Source organism: Gemmatimonadaceae bacterium (assembly GCA_016720905.1).
Classification (GTDB): domain Bacteria; phylum Gemmatimonadota; class Gemmatimonadetes; order Gemmatimonadales; family Gemmatimonadaceae; genus Gemmatimonas.
Genome location: JADKJT010000001.1, coordinates 369,362 through 387,414 on the forward strand (window position 1 = coordinate 369,362; position 18,053 = coordinate 387,414).

Consider the following 18,053-nt stretch of genomic DNA (forward strand, 5'->3'; position numbering starts at 1 on the left):
TGCCGCTGGCCTCAATCCCCGGCTGCCGGCACCAGCCCGCCTTGCACGGCTCGAACGTCCTTCACCCGTTTCTTCCGATGCTGCAGCCCGTCGAGATAGGTGTACACCACCGGCGTCACATACAGCGTCACCAGCTGCGAGAACATCAGTCCGCCCACGACAGCCAGCCCCAATGGCTGGCGGGATTCTGCACCCGCGCCAAGGCCGAGCGCAATCGGGAGCGTGCCCATCAGGGCCGCCATCGTCGTCATCATGATCGGGCGGAACCGCACCCGTGCGGCTTCGACAATCGCTTCCATCGCGGACATGCCGCGCTCGCGCTCGGCTTCAATGGCGAAATCGAGCATCATGATGGCGTTCTTCTTCACCAACCCGATCAGCATGATCACGCCGACGTAGGCGTACACGCTCAAGTCCTTGCCGAAGATCAGCAGCGTTGCCAGCGCACCCACCGCCGCGAAGGGCAGGCCGGACAGAATGGTCAGGGGATGGATGTAGCTCTCGTACAAGATGCCCAACACGACGTAGATCACGAAGATCGCCACCACCAGCAGGGCCAGCAGTCCGCTCTGCGCCTGCGCAAACGCCTGCGTATCGCCCGACAGCACGCTGGACACATCACTGGGCAGGGTATTGCGCGCTTCACGCTGCACCGCATCGACGGCCGTGCCCAGGGCGACGCCGGCGCGCAGGTTGTAGGAGATGGTGACGGCGGGCAGCTGTCCGTTATGCTGGATGGACTGTGGGCCGACTCCCTTGGTGAATTTCGCGACGGCTCCGAGCGGGATCAGATTGCCGGTTTGGGAACGGACGAACAGCTGACTCAATGCCGTGGGGTCCCGCTGATACTCCGGCTTGAGCTCCATGATCACCCAATACTGGTTGGTCTGCGTGAAGATCGTGGAGATCTGTCGCGATCCGAAGGAGTTGTAGAGCGCCTGTTCGATCTGCGTGGCCGTGACGGCCAGCGCTGACGCGCGCTCGCGATCGATCTCGATGCCCACCTGCGGATTGCCCACCTGCAAGTCGCTGGAGATCCCTTCGATTTCGGGCAGGTCGCGCAGGCGCTGCTCGAGCAGGCGGCCCGCCGTATACAACTGGGCGATATCCGAGCCCTGCAAGGAAATCTGATACGAACTGTTGCCGCGACGACCGCCGATGTTGATTGGCGGCGGATTGCGGAAGAAGACCTGGACGCCGGGAACGCGCGATGTGGCGCGCGTGAGATCACGCATGATCTGGTCGACGTGCGGGCGTTGTCCGCGCGGCTTGAGCGTCATCTGCAAGCGACCACTGTTACTGCCGCCGAATCCGCCGCCCAGTGACCCAAGGACAAAGGCCACGTTCGTGTCGGCGCGGACGATCTCGGCCACCGCGCGCACCTTGGCCACCATGGCGTCATACCCGACACCTTCCGGGCCTTCAATCGACCCGGACAGACGGCCCGTGTCTTCCGATGGGATGAATCCCTTGGGAATGATCATGAACAACCCAACCGTCGTCGCCATCATGGCGGCGCCGAACAGCATCGTCATTCCGCGATGCCGCATGATCCACCCCAGAGAGCTCACGTATCCGCGCTCGCTGGCCTGATACAGGCGCTCAACGGAACGCCACTTGCCCTCGGACGAGGAATGGCCCTCGCCCTGGCGCAGGAAGCGCGCACAGAGCATGGGGGTCAACGTAAGCGATATGAACCCGGACACGAGGATGGCGACGCCAATGGTGACGGCGAACTCGCGGAACAGGCGACCCACCAACCCGGGCATGAAGAGCAGTGGAATGAACACCGCCACCAACGACACGGTCATCGACAGAATCGTGAAGCTGATTTCCTTCGACCCGTCGAGGGCGGCCTGCATGGGCGTCTTGCCCATCTCGAGATGTCGAAAGACGTTCTCGAGCATGACGATGGCGTCGTCGACGACAAATCCGACGGCCAGTGTCAGCGCCATGAGCGACAGGTTGTCCAGGCTGAAGTCGAGCGCCCACATCACACAGCAGGTGCCGATGAGCGAAAACGGCAGCGCCAACGACGGAATGACGGTTGCGCGCACGTTGCGCAGGAACAGGAAGATCACCATCACGACCAGCGCGAGCGTGATGCTCATCGTGATCTTGACGTCGTTCACCGATTCCTCGATCGAGTCGGCCTTGTCGTAGATCTTTTCGACACGGATGCTGGCCGGCAGCTGCGGCTTGAGCAGCTCCAGCGCGTCGTGGACGCCTCGCGATACCGCCACGGTATTCACGCCTGGCTGGCGAATGATGGACAGCGAAATGTTGCCGCGCCCGTTCAGTTCACTCAGGCCGCGCTGGTTCTGCAAGTCGTCCAGCACGTTGCCCAGGTCACCCAACCGTACCGGGGCGTTGTTGCGATACGCGACCACCAATTGGCGGTACTGGGCGGCATTCTTGAGCTGGCCGCTGGCCTGCACCGTGAACGACTGATTGGGACCCATCAGCACGCCGCCGGGCAGGTTGGAGTTGCCCGCCTGCACCGCCTGCTGCACCTCGTCGATGCCAATGCCGCGCGCCACCAGCGCGCCCGGATCAAGCTGAATGCGCACGGCGTACTTGGCCGATCCGAACACCTGCACCTGCGCCACGCCCGACACCGTCGAGAGGCGTTGGCCGACAAACGTTTCGACGTACTCATTGAGCTCCGTACGGGTCATCTGATCCGTACTGAAGCTGTACATCGCGATTGGCTGATCGGCCGCATTCGCCTTGTTGTACGAGGGCGGATTGATGCCTTGCGGCAACTGCCGCAGCGTCTTGGAAATGGCGGACTGGACGTCTGCCGCGGCCTTGTCGATGTCGCGCTCCAGATTGAACTGGAGGGTGACATTGACGCTGCCCTGCGAACTCGACGAGGTGATGTTGTCGATGCCCGAGATGGTCGAAAACTGCTGCTCGAGCGGTGTGGCCACCGACGTCGCCATGACTTCCGGGCTGGCGCCCGGCAACGACGCATTCACCGTGATGGTGGGATAATCGATGGTGGGCAGATCGCTCACCGGTAGCCCGCGATACGCGATGATGCCGAAAACGAGAATGCCGATCATGACCAGCGAGGTCATGACCGGCCGCTTGATCCAAATGGCGCTCATGTTCACGGTGAATTGCCTCCGCGACCACCAGTTTGCCCGCCACCGCGCCCGCTGCGCCCGCCACGTCCACCACGCCCCCCACGTCCACCGCCCGCACTGGGAACGTTCGAGCGCAGCTCAATCTTGGCCCCGTCGCTGAGCTTGTTTTGTCCTTCGACAATCACCTGCTCGCCGCCGACGAGCCCGCTGTCCAACTTCACGGCACCGCCGGTTTGCCGACCCACTTTCACGCCCACGCGCCTGGCCGTACCACTGTCCACCACATAGACAAACGATCCACTGGCAGTGGTGACCACGGCTTCTGCGGGAACCGTGACCGCATTGCTGTCGATCGACAACTCCAAACCAACGGTCACGAACTGACCGGGCCAGAGATTGCGATCCTCGTTCGCCACGCGCGCCTTGAGCAGCACCGAACCTGTCGCGCGATCGACGACGTTGTTGATGAACGTCAACATGCCCGTCGTCCGCAGCGTGCTGTCGCCGACATTCGGCTGCACCGAAACCGTCAAGGGCTTGTCGAGACCGGCGCGACTGCGCATCTCCACGAAATCACGCTCCGGCACACTGAAGCGCACAAACACGGGTCGCAGTTCGTTGATCGTCACCAGCGGCGGATCGGCCTGCGCGCGCACCAGATTGCCCGCCTTGATGGCGAGTTGACCGGTCCGGCCGGCAATTGGCGCGCGAATCGTGGTGTTGTCGAGGTCGAGTTGCGCGCGCTGCACGGCGGCGCGATCAGCGGCGACGGTCGCCCCCAACGCGTTGACATCGGTGAATGCCTGATCGACCTGCTGCTTGGTGATGTACCCGTCCTTCGCCAGACCGGCAAAGCGCGTGGAGTCGCCGCGCGCACGCGACAACTGGGCCTCATCTCGCGCCAGCGTGCCGCGCACGCGATCGAGTTCCGCGCGAAACGGGCGCGAGTCGATCTGAAACAGCGTCTGTCCTGCGCGCACCTCATCGCCTTCGGTAATGGCCACGTTGGTCAGCATACCCGAGACCAGCGACTGCACCGAGACCGTGCGACTCGCTTCCACTTCGCCATTGGCGACGACGATGTACGGGAGCGGACCCACCGTGGCAGCCTTGACGGAAACCACCGGTGCCGGGCGCTGCGGGCGGGGCTTCTCCTTGCAGGCTTGCATGGCAAGAAGGGGCGCGGCCAGCAGGAGTCCGGCGCGAAGGATTCGAGGTGACGAAGGCCGCGCTGAGCGCGGCCCGATATCAATGGCGTGCATTCGCAGGGGCGAACGGCGGAATACGAAGGCGCGCAGCTGCTGGCCTCTCTCCAACGACCAGGCGGCGCACCAAGGGACGCGTCACAAGGACGCTCGCCAAGATAACGCCGCCGGAGCGAATTGCGTTGGGGGTCTAAGACGGGAGACGGGAGACGGGAGACCGGAGACGAATGGTGGGGGGCTAAAGGCTCGTAAGCCCACGCTTGGGAGCTGTTTGCATCCGCAGCACCGGGCCTGTCCTCACTTTCGGCGCATCGCGGAGCTCGATTCTCAGGTCCCGTCCGAGGTCACGTCCCAGATCTTCCAACCGGACGCGAAGGCGCTCCCGCGCCCCCTCGAACGCCTCGCTGTTCAGGTCGAAATCCTCGCCATTGATCCGCAGCCGACCTTGCGGCGGCCGAGGCGACACGGCCCCGGGCGGGAGGGCTCGCAGTTGAGGCAGTCGTTCAATCATGGGTGGCATCAACGATCCGCCGCGCATGATCCGTACGCCGCCGTCACCGACCGACATCTGCCATCCGGCATTCGGGAGTTCGGACGTTTTGACCGCTTTCAGCGTTACGTCGCGATATCGACCGTTCCCGTACACCCGGAGGCTGATCGCGCCGCCCGGCGTGACCTTCTGCACCTCCCGAACGAATCGGTTGACCCGCGCCGACATCGCCGACATGTCCTCAATGTCCTCCTTGGGGACCCGCACATCCACGCCGTTTACGGCGGCAACCCGCTCGCCTTCGATGATGCCGCCTTTTTCCGCGGGACCGCCGACCACCACCGAGGAGATGAACAGTCCAAGCGTGTCTCGTACATTGCCCGATCCGCCGATGGATACGCCGATCGCACCCTGCTGATCGCCTTCGTTCGATCGCACCGAGGAGACGCGCCGTTCGCCGCCGCCATCGAGGTCGGCCGCCGAGACCGTCTTGATCTTCAACGAGCGCGTGGTGCCATTGCTGCGCACGCGAAGATCGACATCATCACCCGGTTTGGCCTTTGCCATGGTGCGTTGCAGGCGGCGCTGCGCGATGCCTGCCAGCGCCATGTCTGCCGCGTCCGCCGCACTGACTCGAAGGCTGATGCCATTGATCTCGGTAATCACATCGCCCGTCTTCAGGCCGGCTTTCGCGGCAGGGCCAGTGGCATCGACGTCATCGATTCGGACACCCGAAGTATCCGGGTGACTGCCCAACGTCACGCCAAGTACCGCGCGATCGGCGGCCCGACTCCAGAGGAGCGACAGATCGGGTGCCGTGCGAATCTGCACCTGACTACGGACGCGTTCTTGTGGTTTCGAATCCTGTGCGTTCAGGGTGTGCAGCGATGTGGCGGAGAGCGCCGTCGCGAAGAGTGCGGCGCGGGCAATGATGGGTGTCATGATCGTCTCGTGTTGGAGTGGGACGGTCATGCGACACGGCCAGCGCGTCCAGAGGTTTACTCACCCGGTCTCACGCCTCCCGCGTGCCACCATCAGTCCCGCTCCACTCGTCCCACGTTCCCCAATCGATAGAACAGCGGACCAAGGGCGGTCGCACCGAGAGCGCCGAGCACTGCCGGCATGCCGTATTCGCCGTCCGCGAAACTGAGTCCCACGGTGATCAGCAGAATCACACTGGGAATCGCCACGAGAATCCAGATACCGGTCATGCCCACCGGCACCCGAAACGCGCCACGCAATTCGGGCTGGCGGATGCGCAAGCGAATCAGCGCGCCGTACTCGAGGGCCAGCGCCAGCGAGTAGAGCAGCACGTCGGCCACGACCAGTTGGCCGAATGGCAACAGGGCGAAGATCGAGTAGCACACGGCGGAGACCAGCACGGCGCGCGAGGGATTGGCGCGCTTGTCGAGCGCCGCAATACCCGCCGGCAGCAGTCCGTCACGGGCCATCGCCAGCGGAATGCGCGAATACGCCATGAGCAACGCATTGAACAGGGCCAAAGCGCTGACCAGACCCGCCGCCGCCACAAGCATTGCCAGCAACGGCCCGGCGGCTCCGCCGCTGGCGCGCGCGATCGCGGGCCAGCCGCCGTCGCGCCAGGTGGTCCAGTCGGTGGCCGCCAACGTGGCCGACAACGGCAACACGTAGGCGCACGTCACCACCATCAGCGTGATCGCCAGCGCCCGGGGATAGGTGCTCGATGCCTCGCGGATCTCTTCACCAACCGTGCTGGCATTGTCCCAGCCGATGTAGTTCCACAGCACGGTCGAGAGCCCGACACCCATTGCCGTCCATGGCGTTTCGCCACTGCGCGTGAACGGCGCCCACGGCACATGTGTCATGTGCGGCAACGCCGAGATGGTGATGGCCAGGAAGGTGCCCAGCACCAGCACCGCCGCAAACACCGACACCTGCCCGACACGCAGGGCTCCGCGCAGGTTGATGAACGTGGCACCCCAGATCATCACCAACGAAATCATCCATTGCGTGCTGGCGGCCAATCCCGGGAAGAAGAACGCCAGATATTGATTGAACAGGACGGGATAGATGGCCATATCGACCAGCGAATAGCACCACGTGATCCACCCGTTCTGGAACGCCCAGAACGGCCCGAACGCACGATGCACCCACCGATAGTAGCCGCCCTCTTCCGGCAGCATGCTGGCCAGTTCGGCGACCAGCAGCGTCTCCGGAATGCTCCAAAGCACGGGCACCAGCACCAGCAACAGCAACGACATGCCAGGGCCCACCGAGGCCACCAGCCCTTCCATCGTAAACGCGCCGCCGGAAACATTGAAGAACATCACGGCGGCCAGCGACACCGTGCCCAGCGCTCGACGGAGACTCCGGTCGCTGCTCACCCCACCACGATGTTGAGCAATCGCCTGGGCACGAAGATCACCTTGTTGATCTCGCCGACGATGAACTTGGCGATATTCGCATCGGCACGAGCCTGCGCAAGCGCCGCGTCCTGGGTGATATCGAGAGCGACCCGCACCTTGCCGCGGACCTTGCCGTTGACCTGCACCACCAGATCGACTTCGTCATCAATCAGCATGGCGGCGTCGAACGTGGGCCACCCGCCGTCGAACACGCTGGTCGAGTGCCCCAGTGTCGCCCAGCATTCCTCCGCCAAATGCGGGGCGAACGCCGCGGCCAGTTGCACCAGCGGCAACACCTCGGCGCGGTGCGGCACCCGATCACCACGCCGCACGTGGTTGATGTACTCCATCATCGCGGCAATCGCGGTGTTGTAGGCAAGGTTGGCCGTGTCGTCGCCGACCTTCTTGATGGTGCGATGCAGCTGACGCATCACGGTCGCGTCGGGTGCACCAGTTGATGTCGCATCGCGCACCGACGACCAGAGTCGGTCGAGGAATCGCCTGACGCCGCTGATCCCCTGGTCGCGGAAGTCCCCGCCTTCCTCGTACGGACCGAGGAACATGAGGTACATCCGGAATGCGTCGGCGCCCCACTCCTCCATGTAGACGTCGGGGTTGATGACGTTCCCCTTTGACTTCGACATCTTCGCACCCTCGCGAATGATCATGCCATGCGCGCGGAATCGCGTGAACGGCTCTTCGAAGTCGATATGCCCGGCATCCTTCAACACCATCGTGATGAAGCGCGAGTACAAGAGGTGCAGCACGGCGTGTTCGTTGCCGCCGATGTAGGAATCCACCGGCAACCACGCCTTCGTGCGCGCCGCATCGAAGGGGACGTCGCTTCGGGTCGCGCTGGGATAGCGCAGAAAGTACCAGGCGCTGTCGAGGAACGTATCGGACACGTCGGTTTCACGGCGCGCCATGGTGCCGCACGTGGGACACGGCACCCGGTACCATTCCTCGTGACGCGCCAACGGCGAGATGCCCGAGTCATCCGGCTTGAAATCGGGAATGAACGGCAACTCCACCGGCAACTGCGATTCCGGCACCGGCACGGTACCGCAGTGATCGCAGTAGATGATCGGGATGGGCGGTCCCCAATAGCGTTGACGCGAAATACACCAATCGTGCAGGCGAAAGTTCACCACTGCCTTCGCCGAGCCGCGCTCGGCCAGCCACGCGGTGACGCGCATCTTGGCGTCGGCGACGGAAAGGCCGTCAAAGGCTCCCGAGTTGACGAGGTGGCCGCCGGCGTCATCCGTGTCAGCGGTGTCTCCCAACGGCGTCGAGGCATCCTCGCCGGGTCCAGCCACGACGCGAACGATGGGCAGCGCAAACACGTTCGCGAATTCAAAATCGCGTTCGTCGTGTCCGGGCACCGCCATGATCGCGCCGGTGCCATACTCCATCAGTACATAGTCGGCAATCCAGATGGGAATATTCGCACCGGTTGCCGGATTGACCGCGCACGCGCCGGTGAACACACCCGTCTTCTCGCGCGAACTTTTCCGCGCAATGAGATCCTGCTTTCGCGTGGCATCCTGATAGGCCTGGATCGCGGGGCGTTGCGCCTCGCTGGTCACGGCGGCGACCAGCGGATGCTCCGGCGCCAACACCAAATATGTCGCGCCGTAGATCGTGTCGGCGCGCGTGGTGAACACGCGCACCGTGTCGTCCGTGCCCGCCACACCAAACGTAAGCTCGGCGCCTTCGGAACGACCAATCCAATTGCGTTGCGCCTGCTTGGTAATGGACGACCAGTCAAGCGTGTCAAGATTGTTCAGCAACCGTTCGGCGAACTGGGAAATGCGGAAGAACCACTGCTCCAGCACCCGCTGCTCAACCGCGGTACCGCACCGTTCGCACAGGCCATTCTCCACCTGTTCGTTGGCCAGCACGGTCTTGTCGGTGGGACACCAGTTGACGGCGGCGGCTTTCTTGTACGCCAACCCCTGCTGATGGAGTTGCAGGAAGACCCACTGCGTCCACTTGTAGTAGTCCGGGCGCGAGGTGTCGACCTTGCTGCGCCAGTCGACCATCAGCCCGGCGCGCTCAAGCTGCCGCTGGAAATTGGCGACGTTCCTGGGCGTCAGCTCCATGGGGTGCGCGCCGATTTTCAGCGCGTAGTTCTCCGAGTGGATGCCGAACGCGTCGTAACCGAGTGGCTGAAAGACCTGATGACCCATCAAGCGATGGAACCGCGCAGAGATATCGCTGCCAGTGAAGGCGAACAGGTTGCCGACGTGGAGGCCTTCCGCTGACGGGTACGGGAACATCATCAGCGCGTAGAACGGATTCGAGGCGCCGTCGAGATCTACGTGGTTGGTACCGCGGTCAGCCCACACGCTTTGCCAGTGGGCTTCAACGGCGCGCGGGTCGTAGGTCTTGGGTTCGGTTGGTTCGGTCAATTCGGGCATTCGACAAAGGTAACCGGCTACAGTCATTGGAGTTAGCTGCACCTGCGATGAAACGATACAAGCGGCGGGGATTCAGTGAAGGCCCGAGACGCTTCGTCGGTTATTGTGTCCTGCGGTTGAGCGGAGCGAGGTCATACCGGGAACAGGGCACGGAATGCGGCAACGAAAGAGACGTTGAAGCGAGAGGGCGCGGAGCGATTCGCGCCCTCTCCGTTTTCCTCCTGTCATCGCTTGAACAAGAACGCCGCTGGTTCCAGCCGAGCACCCTTCTCATCGCACACGGCAAATCGCCCGCCAGAGTACAGCGTCGCGCCAGCATAGCGCCCGTCCTTGGCCACTGCGTAGAATTCCAGGTCAAATTTCGGTTTCCCGCTGGCATCCAGCAGGCGCTTTTCGGTCATCGCCACCACGCGCTCAAGGACCTTCAGCAGCGCGGCCTCGGGAGCCAGACCTTGTCGCATGAACTCCACGGCCAGAAATGACGCGCACGACTTGATGTTCGCTTCGCCACGTCCCGTACTGCCTGCTGCGCCAACCTCATTGTCGCAGTACTGGCCAGCCCCGATAATCGGTGAGTCTCCAATGCGCCCGGGCACCTTCCAGGCCATCCCGCTGGTGGTGGTCACCGAGGCGATGTCGCCGCGTACCGTCACCGCGTTCATGTTGATGGTGCCGGTGGTGAACTTGACCTTGATGTCATCATCATGGTCCAACCAGGCGTCGTTGGCATTCAATCGCGATTTCCACCGCATCCAATCCTGACGGGATTTCTCCGTCAGCAGGTTCTGCGGCTTGAATCCCATGGCCAGGGCAAACTTCCTCGCCCCGGGCCCCACCAGCATGACATGATCCGTGTAGTCCATCACCGCCTTTGCCACCAGCGAGGGAGTGGCGATGTCCTCGATCGCGGAGACCGAACCGGCCCGTTTCGTTGGCCCGTGCATGCAGGATGCATCCAGCTGGACCACCCCTTCTTCGTTGGGGAGTCCGCCCAACCCGACACTCTGATCGTTCGGGTCCAGTTCCTGGATATTCACGCCGGCAATGATCGCGTCCAGCGGGTCGTCGCCTTTGACGATCTGGTCGTACGCCACCTTCACCCCGCGGATGCCGTTGGCCGACGAAATCACCACCGGTCGGCCCCGGAAGGTGGTGGCCGCCGCCGAGCGCCGGCCGGCGGCGACGAGTTCGTCCGGCGTGAGGACCCGCGGCAGGAAACCAGCGGCGGTGAGGGCGGCGGACTGTTCGAGGAATTCTCGGCGGGAAACTGACACGGATCGGGCTCCGGTTCGCGGGCGTGTTGAGGGAAAGACCGTCCTGCGACGATACCACGGGAAACTGCCGGTAGCGAGGCCAGCTGTCACGGAGTCAGAATGTGCCTGCACCGCCGGCTGAATCGTCATCTGGCTGGCATCCAACCCGTTCGCGCTCCTCCCTACGCGTCACGCCACAGGCCCAGTAGCGCATTATTCAGGGTCGGTCGACCGACGTGCGACTTCGTTCCATCCCAAGCCTCTCCATGACCACTCCGGCCGAAATCGCCGACTGGCTTCGTTCCTCGTCGTTTCTCGACGGCCTCACTGATGCCCATCTCTGGAAGCTGTCGCGACATGTCACGCCGCATGAACTCGTGCTCGACGCGACCATCTTCCAGGAAGGCGACGAGCGGCATCGGTTGGCCATCCTGATCAGCGGCGCCGTCGCCATTGAGAAGTCGGCGGACGGCCGCACCACGCGGCTGGTGACGCTTGGCGCTGGCGATGCCGTTGGCGAAGGGCTGCTGTTGGATGACACCACGCACGGCACCACGGCCCGGGTGATCATGCCTGGAACAGCCATGCTGCTGACGCGCCAACATCTCGACGATATCACACGCGAAGCGCCGCAGCTGTACGCGGCGCTGGTCGCGAAGGCCGCCCGCTCGATTTCCGCGCGACTGCGCCGAGCCGACGCCACGCTCGTTGGCCGCGGTCGCTCCCTGGGGTTCGGGGGTCATCGGACACGCACTGAGCGCGACCTGCTGGGCGAGCGCGAAGTGCCGTTCGAAGCCCTGTATGGCGTGCAGACGTTGCGGGCGCTCGAGAATTTCCCTATCACGGGCATCCCGCTGCGCGAGTTCCCGGTGCTCATCGAGTCGCTGGCCGCGGTCAAGGAGGCCGCGACGGAGACCAATCTCGCGCTCGGCCTGCTGGGAACGAAGGAGGCCGATGTGATCATCCGCGCCGCGCGTGAAATCCGCGCGGGTCGTCACCATGAGCACTTTTTGGTGGACGTGATCCAGGGCGGTGCCGGCACCTCGACGAACATGAACGCCAACGAGGTGATCGCCAATCGCGCGCTCGAACTCCTCAACCAGCCGCGTGGCCAGTACGACGTGATCTCACCCAACAGTCACGTCAACCTGAGCCAATCCACGAATGACGTCTACCCGACCGCCGTCCGCATCGCGCTGCATAAGAGTCTCAGCGTCTTTCGCGACGAACTGGCGCGACTCGCCGATGCGTTCGAGCACAAAGGCAGCGAGTTCGCCTCGATGCTCAAGATGGGACGGACGCAAATGCAGGATGCGGTTCCGATGACCCTCGGCCAGGAGTTTCATGCGTTTGCGCACACGTTGCAGGAGGACGTCGATCGACTGGCGGAAGCGCAATTGCTGATTCGCGAGATCAACCTCGGGGCCACGGCAATCGGCACCGGCATCAACGCCCCTCCTGGATATACCGAGCTGGCCGCGCGCAAACTCGCGGAGATCTCCGGGGTACCCGTGGTGACCGCGCCGGATCTCATCGAGGCGACCAGTGACACCGGCGCCTTTGTACAGATGTCCGGCGTCTTGAAGCGTACCTCCACCAAACTCTCCAAGATCTGCAATGACCTGCGCCTGCTGTCGTCCGGCCCACGCGCGGGGTTCGGCGAGATCAATCTCCCGCCGATGCAACCGGGTTCGTCCATCATGCCCGGCAAGGTCAATCCGGTCATCCCCGAAGTGGTGAATCAGGTGTGCTTCGATGTCATTGGCGGCGACGTGACGATCACGATGGCCGCCGAGGCCGGTCAGTTGCAGTTGAACGCGTTCGAGCCGGTGATCGCGTACCGCCTGCTCCGCAGCATCGACATGCTGCGAGCGGCCTGCCTGGTGTTGCGTGAGCGATGCGTGACCGGAATCACGGCAAATGCCGACCGGATGCGCACGTTTGTGGAGCAGTCCATCGGTATCGTGACGGCCCTTGTGCCCGTCATCGGATATGAGATGGCAACCGAGATCGCGAAGACCGCGCTTGAGAGCGGTCGTGGCGTCTTCGATGTGGTTCTCGAACGCGGCGTGCTCACCCGGGTACAGCTCGACGAGATCCTCAACCCAGCGGCCATGACTGCGCCGCGCACCGTGAGCTGACCTGTGATGTCTTCTGCCTCCTTCGCTGCCTTCCGTCCGCGCACCCTCCAGCGTTTGCCGTGGCGCCAGTCCGTCCGCTACCTGGCGGTGCTCGGCATGCTCGCCGCCTGCGGTGGCGGAGGCGACACGACCGCAGGCCCCGGACCGGTAACTCGGGTGTCCGTGTCCGTCGGCAACGTGACGTTGACATCGATCGGCGGGACGCAGGAAGTGATCGGGACCGCGAAGGATGCCAATGGCACTGCGGTTACGTCGGCTACGATTGTCTGGAGTTCGGACAACACCGCCATTGCCTCGGTGGCGTCGTCCGGAAATTCCGCGACGATCACCGCACGCGGTCCTGGCGCCACGGTCATCCGGGCGCGCGTGGGCACCATCGGGGCGGATATCCCGGTGCAGGTGCTCGGTGTGCGGGCGATTCAGGTGAGTCCCAGCAATGCCTCCATTCGCACCGGTGACACGCAACCGTTTTCCGCCACATTCGATGCCGATCCCGGCGTCTCCACGGCGGTCACCTGGGCCACAGAGAACGCCACCGTGGCGACGGTATCGGCGACCGGCCTGGTCACGGGCGTGAGTGCCGGCAGCACGGTGATACGAGCAACATCTGTCGCCGACCCGCGCTTCTCCGCCAGCGGTAACATCACCGTCACGCCTTCACGCGGCGTGGTCGTGTCCCCCGGCACGGCCAATATCGCGACGAGTGAGAATCGCACGCTCGTCGCCACCGTGATCATCGAGGCCGGTCTCAGCACGGCCGTGACGTGGCGCACCAGTGCGCCCGCGGTGGCAACAGTGAGTGCCACGGGTGTGGTTCGCGGCGTGGCGTTCGGCACCACGACGATTACGGCCGTCGCCCTTGCGGATACCACGCTCAAGGGCACGGCCATCATCAATGTCGTCCCGGTCATTCGCAGCGTCACCGTCTCGCCCGCCACGGCATCGCTGTTCATCAACGGCACCCAGCAGCTCGCCAGCACGGTCACGGCGGAAGGCACGTTGGCCACCACGGTCAACTGGAGCTCGGCGAATACCTCGGTGGCGACCGTCAATGCGTCCGGCCTGGTGACTGCTGTGTCACTTGGTTCGACAACCATCACCGCGACCTCCACCGTTGACGCGACGAAATCAGGAGTAGCCGCCATCACCGTGGCGCCGCGACCGATTGCCGTCACGATTGCCCAACGCGTGGTGGGCCTCAATCCAGGCACGAGCATCACGCTGAACGCCGCGGTCAGCGCCGACCCGGGCATTTCCACCGCCGTCACCTGGAGTTCATCGACGGCATCGGTTGCCACCGTGACGCAGGCTGGCCTGGTCAGTGCCATTGCGGCCGGTTCAACGCTGATCACCGCGACGTCGCAGGCCGACAACACCAAGAAGGACACGGTGACGGTGACCGTGGTGCCGCGATTGGCCGCGTCCTGGGCCTCGTCGCGCCTCAATGGTCTGCTGTACGACGACCTCGTGTCGGTCGCGGCCTTCGGTCCCGTCTCCGCGTTCGCCATCAACTCCATCAACGGCGGTGCCAGCGGCGGTGACATCTACGGGTACAACGGGACGACGTGGTCGCTCAGTGCGAGTGGCAGCACGTTCGGGACACGTTTCCTGTCCGTCCACGGCAGTGCCAGCGACAACGCGATCGCCGTGGGTACGAATGGTGTGATCGTCCGATGGAACGGCACCGCGTGGGCTGCCGTGACGTCTGGTTCCACGCGCACGTTGCGTTCCGTGTGGGTCGAGAGCGGTACGAAGGCCACCGCCGTTGGTGACAACGGCACCGCGTTGCGCTGGAACGGTACCGCATGGAGCGCCCTCACCACCGGATCGACGCAGCAATTGAACGGCGTCTGGTCGGTCGGCAGCAGCACCATTATGGTCGGCAATGCCGGCGAAGTGCTGAAGTACAACGGCACCACGGTGCAGCGTCAGACCGTTCCGTTCAGCGACGACCTGTATGCGGTCTCGGGGCTTCCCAGCGGCATCGTCACCGCGGTGGGCAAGTTCGGCGGGATTCTGCGGTTCGATGGCCTGGATTGGAGCTTGATCGACAGCAATGGGATCCTCGACGACTTCTATTCCGTCAGCGGCACCGATGCCAACGGCGGCCGCATGTACGTCGGTGGGCAGAACGGCGTCTATCAAGTCGATGGCATCACGTTGACCTCGTCGTCGGCGGACTACCCCGTGTCCGTGTTCGGCATTTCCGTCGATCCGGTGGGCACGACCTGGACGGTCGGTCAACGCGGGTCCATTCAGCGCATCACGGGCGCGACGTGGACCACGATGAATTTCGCGCCGGACTTGCTCGACGTCTGGACCACCGCCGCCAACAATGCGTGGGCCGTCGGCGAATACGGATTCATCTATCGGTGGAACGGCAGCGCCTGGACGCGTCAGCCGTCACCATCGCTCGCCAATCTGTATTCGGTGTGGGCCCCGTCAGCCAGCGACGCATTTGCCGGCGGTGACAACGGAACGATGCTTCGCTGGAACGGATCCGTCTGGGTCCCGATGAGCATCCCATCCACCGCGCGTATCTTCGCGATCTGGGGCAGCAGCGCCACCAACGTGTTTGCCGTGACGGATATCGGCGAGATCCTGCGATTCAACGGCACCCTCTGGACCCTGCAGGCCACGGCGCCTGGCGGTGCGACCCTCCTCTCGGTGTACGGCGTCTCGGCGAGCGAAGCCTATGCCACGGGGACAGGCGGACTGGTGATGCGTTTCAACGGCATCAACTGGACCGCCATGACCGCGCCTGATGCCGTCACGACACTATTCGGCATCTGGATGAGCGGCGGAACAAATATCGTGTCTGTTGGCGCCGATGCGGACGGCCTGCTGGGCTCGGCCTTCGGCTACAACGGCACCACGTGGTCACCCTACTCGATCGGACCGGCCAAGGCGCTGACCTCCGTGTGGGGGCCCAGTGTGTTCGATCTGTACGCGACCGGCGACGCGGGAACGATTCTGCGATACAACGGCGTCACTTGGCAGAGCATGGCGACGGGAACACCAGATCTGCTCTGGGCGATGTCGGGCGCGCCCGATGCCAGCGGCGGTGCATTCGCGGTGGGGTACAACACGACCATCGTGGCCGGTACACCGGCGTCTGCATTCACGGCGTCTGCCGTGCGACGACCTGCGCTCCACGGCTCGCTCCAGCCGTCGTTGGCGGCGCGCCTGGACCCGAAGGCCAGTGGGGCCGCCGCACGTGGTGCTGCGCGTAAGAACCGGATGGCCTTGGCCACGATGTCCGCCGCGTCCCGCACAAACTCGAGGAGGCGTAAGTAGTACTAAGTACTCAGTACCGAGTACTAAGTACTAAGTACCAAGTACCAAGTACCAAGTACTCGGTTCTTAGTCCCTCCAAAACGCCGCCATCGTTGGCCCCATCGCATCAATCGACTCGCGGGCGTGCCAGCGGTCTTTGCCGTTGTAGAGAAAGGCAAACGCCAGAATCTCGCCGTTTTCGGCCGTGACGTAGCCTGACAGTCCGATCACGTCATTGGTCGTTCCCGTCTTCGCGTGCAGGTTGCCCTGCGCTGGCGTGGTGCGCATCCGATGCCGTAACAGCTCCGATTCTCCGGCCACTGGCAGCGAGGCATGGAACGCGCTGGCCCATGGTGCTTTGTGGGCGTGCGCCAGCAGCTGCACCATGGCGCGCGGCGTCACGCGGTCGAGGACCGAGAGCCCGCTGCCGTCTGTGGCGGTCACCGCATCGGATGCCGCACCGACTTTGTGCACCAGAAAATCCTGCAACGTGGAGTTGGCGTTTTCGGCTGATCCCACGATGCTGCGATCGGCGCCTCGGGCGGCGTCGCGCCACAGCAGCTCTGCATAGTGGTTGATGCTTTCGCGATTCATCGTCGACACCAGGCGCGCCAACGACGGCGATGGGAGGCTGGTGACCACCGTTGCCGTGGGTGGCGTACGACCCACCTTGATGTCGCCGTCGATGACAATGCCCTGCGCTTCCAGCGCGGCGCGAAAGGCGCCGGCGGTGAATGTCGCAGGGTCACCGACGACCAACTGGTAGCGCCGCGTGCCCCCGCGCGCGCCAATCGTCCCGGAGACCATCACCCGATCATCGCCAAGGCGCCGGATGCTCAGGCGAGCCGAGCTCCCGGGAACCGTGCGGGCTGTACTGCTCACGGTCAGCCCCCGCGTGAGCGGCTCGAGGAGCACCGTCACACCACCACCCGCTGCATTTGGTGTCACACCCACCACGACGATGTTCTCGTTGAGCGACAGCGCCGAGAACGGCGCGGCATAGGCCGACCCCGCATACCGGGACAGCCATCCATCGGGAATGCGTCGTGACTCGAAGGCGGACGCATCGGCGATGAGGTCGCCGGTGATACGCTTGATCCCCGCACCGGCCGCGAACTGCGCGAGCATGGTCATGGCGGCGTCCGGGCCACCGCGTACGAAACGCGGTGACAGGGATGGATCCCCGTCGCCCCGCAGGATGAGATCCCCGCGCACGACGCCGCCGACGTCAAGCGGCCCATCGCGCAGCACGTCCGTGGAAAACGCATGCTCGGGTCCCAGTCGATCAAATACGATGGCAGATGTGAATAGCTTCATCGTCGACGCCGGCACGAGTCGGGTGTCGGCATTCCGCGCGAACAGCGTATCGCCACGCGTCAGACTGATGACCATCGCCCCCCACGTCCCGGTTCGCGTGCGCCCGTCCAGCAGCACCCGCAGGTCGTTGTTCAGCGCCGTGGCGTCGCGGGGCGTGGTGAAGTGCAGTGCCGGAATGACCGGTGCGCGCGCGGGTCGCTTCGATGCCGTCCTTGTGCTGCGCGAGGTGGCTCGCTTCGGTTGCCGCTTTTTCTGCTTGGCCTGCGTCGCCGTGGCCAGAGGAGTGTCCCAACCCGTGTCTGACGCCACGGTCGTCGCCGCGCGCGCGGGGACGGCCGACAGTGCGGCGAATGCCGCCAGCACACCGATGGCGCGACAACAAAGCATGCGACGAGGTGAGGACACGGAGAAGCCGAAGTAAGAAACCGTGATGGCGTGATCGCGAAGTCAATCCGAACGCGGCATCGCGGTTCGG

At 64.1% G+C, this 18,053-nt stretch carries 9 protein-coding genes; 2 read left to right on the forward strand and 7 right to left on the reverse strand.

Features of this window, described 5'->3' with window-relative positions; genetic code table 11:
• Positions 1-11: 11 nt before the first annotated feature.
• From IPP90_01555 to IPP90_01580, 6 genes are all read right to left on the reverse strand, one after another.
• The gene (locus IPP90_01555) at positions 12-3,119 is read right to left on the reverse strand and encodes an efflux RND transporter permease subunit (GenBank protein MBL0169399.1); all 3,108 of its coding nucleotides are present in this window, start codon (positions 3,117-3,119) and stop codon (positions 12-14) included.
• Positions 3,116-4,261, reverse strand: a complete 1,146-nt coding sequence (locus IPP90_01560) for an efflux RND transporter periplasmic adaptor subunit (GenBank protein ID MBL0169400.1) — start codon at positions 4,259-4,261, stop codon at positions 3,116-3,118. The genes IPP90_01555 and IPP90_01560 overlap by 4 nt, the downstream gene beginning before the upstream one ends.
• A 274-nt stretch (positions 4,262-4,535) precedes the next feature.
• Complete coding sequence (locus IPP90_01565; GenBank protein ID MBL0169401.1) at positions 4,536-5,759, reverse strand: PDZ domain-containing protein; 1,224 nt, start codon at positions 5,757-5,759, stop codon at positions 4,536-4,538.
• A 62-nt stretch (positions 5,760-5,821) separates the two neighbouring features.
• The gene (locus IPP90_01570; protein MBL0169402.1) at positions 5,822-7,150 is read right to left on the reverse strand and encodes an APC family permease; all 1,329 of its coding nucleotides are present in this window, start codon (positions 7,148-7,150) and stop codon (positions 5,822-5,824) included.
• The gene (locus tag IPP90_01575) at positions 7,147-9,591 is read right to left on the reverse strand and encodes a leucine--tRNA ligase (GenBank protein ID MBL0169403.1); all 2,445 of its coding nucleotides are present in this window, start codon (positions 9,589-9,591) and stop codon (positions 7,147-7,149) included. The genes IPP90_01570 and IPP90_01575 overlap by 4 nt, the downstream gene beginning before the upstream one ends.
• A 224-nt stretch (positions 9,592-9,815) precedes the next feature.
• Positions 9,816-10,994, reverse strand: coding sequence for a N(4)-(beta-N-acetylglucosaminyl)-L-asparaginase (locus IPP90_01580; GenBank protein ID MBL0169404.1), 1,179 nt, complete (start codon positions 10,992-10,994; stop codon positions 9,816-9,818).
• Between the two features lie 116 nt (positions 10,995-11,110).
• Here IPP90_01580 and IPP90_01585 point away from each other — a divergent pair, with 116 nt between their 5' ends.
• Both IPP90_01585 and IPP90_01590 read left to right on the forward strand, forming a co-directional pair.
• Complete coding sequence (locus tag IPP90_01585) at positions 11,111-12,985, forward strand: aspartate ammonia-lyase (protein ID MBL0169405.1); 1,875 nt, start codon at positions 11,111-11,113, stop codon at positions 12,983-12,985.
• A gap of 6 nt (positions 12,986-12,991) precedes the next feature.
• The gene (locus tag IPP90_01590) at positions 12,992-16,282 is read left to right on the forward strand and encodes an Ig domain-containing protein (protein ID MBL0169406.1); all 3,291 of its coding nucleotides are present in this window, start codon (positions 12,992-12,994) and stop codon (positions 16,280-16,282) included.
• 66 nt (positions 16,283-16,348) lie between these two features.
• Here the strand turns inward: IPP90_01590 and dacB are convergent, their stop codons facing one another.
• Positions 16,349-17,983, reverse strand: coding sequence for a D-alanyl-D-alanine carboxypeptidase/D-alanyl-D-alanine-endopeptidase (gene dacB / locus IPP90_01595; protein ID MBL0169407.1), 1,635 nt, complete (start codon positions 17,981-17,983; stop codon positions 16,349-16,351).
• Between the last annotated feature and the right edge of the window lie 70 nt (positions 17,984-18,053).